At 70.2% G+C, this 3,098-nt stretch carries 4 protein-coding genes; 1 reads left to right on the top strand and 3 read right to left on the bottom strand.

The features are described 5' to 3' along the window. The first annotated feature begins 151 nt into the window (after positions 1 to 151). Positions 152 to 556, top strand: coding sequence for an OB-fold nucleic acid binding domain-containing protein (locus ACMUOO_RS16915; protein ID WP_301917280.1), 405 nt, complete (start codon positions 152 to 154; stop codon positions 554 to 556). A gap of 139 nt (positions 557 to 695) precedes the next feature. Here ACMUOO_RS16915 and ACMUOO_RS16910 read toward each other — a convergent pair whose 3' ends face one another. The 3 genes from ACMUOO_RS16910 to ACMUOO_RS16900 all read right to left on the bottom strand — a co-directional run. Then, entirely contained in the window at positions 696 to 2,144 is a 1,449-nt protein-coding gene (locus tag ACMUOO_RS16910; protein ID WP_413855781.1) for a Do family serine endopeptidase, read from the bottom strand. 186 nt (positions 2,145 to 2,330) lie between these two features. Next, positions 2,331 to 2,534: a DUF2065 domain-containing protein gene (locus tag ACMUOO_RS16905; RefSeq protein ID WP_301917281.1), complete on the bottom strand. Its 204-nt coding sequence runs from the start codon at positions 2,532 to 2,534 to the stop codon at positions 2,331 to 2,333. A 3-nt stretch (positions 2,535 to 2,537) separates the two neighbouring features. Continuing rightward, positions 2,538 to 3,098: SPFH domain-containing protein (locus tag ACMUOO_RS16900; RefSeq protein ID WP_413855780.1), on the bottom strand; the 561-nt coding region annotated here is incomplete at its 5' end.

The raw sequence follows: 3,098 nt of genomic DNA, 5'->3' as shown, positions 1-3,098 counted from the left end.
TTGCCGCCAAATTCCACGTAGGTGATCTTCGCCATCTTCCTCGTCTTTCCGGATTCAACGCCGTGTCCCGCGCCGACATAGGCGAAATCCGGCGCTTTTGCCAGTACCCTGCCCTCTTGCCCGCCGGTCGGAATGTTCTACATTCGTTCTCATGCTGACCGACTTCCACCCGCTCGACGACTGGCCGCGCCCGCCCGCGGCCCTCCCCCATGTCCGGCTCCGCGATCCGCCCTCGGGCGCGCGGGTGACGGTGGCGGGGCTGGTGCTGGTGCGCCAGCGGCCGGGAACCGCGAAGGGGGTCGTCTTCGTCACGCTCGAGGACGAGACGGGGGTGGCCAATGTGGTGATCTGGCAGAAGGTCTTCCAGCGCTTCCGCCGCGCCGTCGTGGCCGGACGGCTCCTGCGTGTCACCGGGCGGCTCCAGCGCGACAACGAGGTGGTGCATGTCGTGGCCGAGGTGATCGAGGACATCTCCGACCTGCTCGACACGTTGCTCGCGCCCGACAGCGACCGCCGCCTCGCCCCCGCGCCGGCGCGGGCGGACGAGGGGCCGTGAGGGGGGCAAGGGGGCTGAGGCTGCCAAAGGTCGGGACGGCGGCGGCCGCCGGCGCGGCCCCTGCGCGGACGCTCTGCGCCGATCGCCCGCCGCAGAAAGGGCGCCCGGAGGCGCCCCTTCCTGTCCGTTCCTGCCGGCCCTATTCGACCGAGAGCGCCACGAAGCGCGGATCGGCGCCGCGGCGGATGAGGAGGAGGAGCGATTTTCGCCCGGCGTCCTTCGCCTCGGCGATCCGCGCCTCGAGGTCGGCGATGGTCGCCACCTTCTGCTGGCCCGCCTCGGTAATGACATCGCCGGCGCGCAGGCCCTTCTCGTAGGCCTCGCCTGCCTGGTCGAGATCGGTGATGACGAGCCCCTCGACCTCCGGCCCGACGCCGAGTTCGCCGCGCGTCTCGTCGGTGAGGACACCGAGCGTCATCCCCATCAGTTCCTTGCTCACCGGGGCCTCGGGCGTTCCCGGCGCGGCCCCTGACTCGGGGCCCTCGCCTTCCGCCGTCTCGCGCCGGCCGAGCGTGACGAGAAGCGTCTGGGTCTTGCCCTCGCGCAGGACGACGACGCGCACGGCACGGCCGACGTCGGCATCGGCGACGCGGCGGACGAGCTCGCGCGTGTCGGTGACGGGCGCCCCGTCGAAGGAGGTGATGACGTCGCCCGACTGGATGCCGCCGTCCTTGGCCGGCCCCTCGGGCACGTCGGTGACAAGGGCGCCCTTCGCCTCCGCGAGGCCCATGGCCTCGGCCACGTCCGGGGTCACGTCCTGGATGCGCACGCCGAGCCAGCCGCGCCGGGTCTCGCCGAACTCCTTCAGCTGGCCGACGACCTTGGCCACCACGTTAGAGGCCATGGAGAAGCCAATGCCGATGGAGCCGCCGTTGGGCGAGAGAATCGCCGTGTTCACACCCACGACCTCGCCGTTCATGTTGAAAAGCGGACCACCGGAGTTGCCGCGGTTGATCGCGGCGTCGGTCTGGATGAAGTCGTCGTAGGTACCCGAAAGCTCGCGGTTGCGGGCGGAGACGATCCCGGCCGAGACCGAGAAGCCCTGGCCGAGCGGGTTGCCCACAGCCAGCACCCAGTCGCCGACCCGCATCAGGTCGGAGTTGCCGAAGCTGACGAAGGGCAAGGGCTGGTCGCTCTTGACCTTCAGAAGCGCGATGTCGGTCTTGGGGTCGGTGCCGACGAGTTCGGCGTCGAGGGTGGCGCCCGAGTAGAACTCCACCGAGATCTCGTCGGCGCCTTCGATGACGTGGTTGTTGGTGACGATGTAGCCGTCTTCCGAGACGACGAAGCCCGAGCCCAGCGCGTTCGACCGCTGCGGGCCCTGCGGGCCGCCGAAGTCCTTGAAGAAGTCCTCGAAGGGCGAGCCCTCCGGCACGACGGGCTGGCCATCGACGGGTGCGGCAACCGTGGTCGTGGTCGTGATGTTCACGACCGCCGGGCTCACCTCCTGGGAAAGGTCGGCGAAGCTCTCGGGCGCCGCACGGGCGCCGGCGTCGTGCGCCATCCCCAGCGCCAGCGCGAGCCCGAAGGCCGCGGCCCAGAAGAGACCCATCAGGGCGCCCGGCCGGACCGCCGGGGCTTCCATCATGATTGCCTCAGAACGCACGCCAAACTCCCTCCATGATCGCGGCAAGGCCGGCAGAGCGCCGCCGGCCGGTTGCCCCATCCTTCAACCAGGCATGGCCGCCCGCAAGTCCAAGCAGAAACCCGGTCGTCAACTCCGCGTGATGGCGCGGGACCGCAGGACGGCACGGGCGAGGCCACCGCGATTGTCTCAGCCTCCGAGTCCGGTCGCAAGCCAAATGAGCGCGAGCCCCAGCGCCATCGCGCCGAGGCCGAGATTGCGGCGGGTTTCCACCGGCATCCGGCGGATGAGATCGAGAAGCTCGTCGATGCGCGAAGGGGCCAGTGCAAGCACCAACCCCTCCAGCGACAGAACCAGCCCGACGGCAAGAAGGAGAAGCGCGAAGCCTCCCATCGCTCAGGGCTGCGCCGGTGCCACCGGGGTCGCCGGGGCGGCCGGGGCGGCGGGCGATCCGCGGGTCGTCGACTTCAGGTAGTCGAAGAACTCGCTGTCGGGCGAGATCACCATCGTCGAATTGCCTGCCTTCAGCGCCTCGCGGTAGGCGGCGAGCGAACGGTAGAAGTCGAAGAACTCCGGGTCGGCCCCGTAGGCCTCGGCGAAGACCGCGTTGCGGGTGGCATCCGCCTCGCCGCGGATGATGTCGGCCTGGCGCTGCGCGTCGGAGACAAGCTCCACCCTGGTGCGGTCGGCCTGCGCCCTGACCCGCTGCGCCGCCTCGTTGCCGCGCGCGACCTCGTCGGCGGCCTCACGCTCGCGTTCCGCCCGCATCCGGGCGAAGGTCGCGTCGAGGTTCTGCTCGGGCAGGTCGGTGCGCTTGATCCGGACGTCGATGATCTCGACGCCGAGCGAGTTGGCCTCGTTGCGTGACGCATCGCGGATTCGCGCTGCCAGCGATGCCCGGTCGGCCGAAAGGATCTCGGACGAGGTGACGGAACCGAGGACCTCGCGCGTCTGGGC

The organism is Albidovulum sp., from assembly GCF_041919395.1.
GTDB lineage: Bacteria > Pseudomonadota > Alphaproteobacteria > Rhodobacterales > Rhodobacteraceae > Albidovulum.
Note: the sequence above shows the minus strand (reverse complement) of the source record. Positions and strands in the feature narration are given on the sequence as shown.

Bases quoted from the DNA above. Each gene is read 5' to 3' on its own strand.
- ACMUOO_RS16915 (WP_301917280.1), top strand. From the start codon at position 152: ATGCTGACCGACTTCCACCCGCTCGACGACTGGCCGCGCCCGCCCGCG.
- ACMUOO_RS16910 (WP_413855781.1), bottom strand. From the start codon at position 2,144: ATGATGGAAGCCCCGGCGGTCCGGCCGGGCGCCCTGATGGGTCTCTTC.
- ACMUOO_RS16905 (WP_301917281.1), bottom strand. From the start codon at position 2,534: ATGGGAGGCTTCGCGCTTCTCCTTCTTGCCGTCGGGCTGGTTCTGTCG.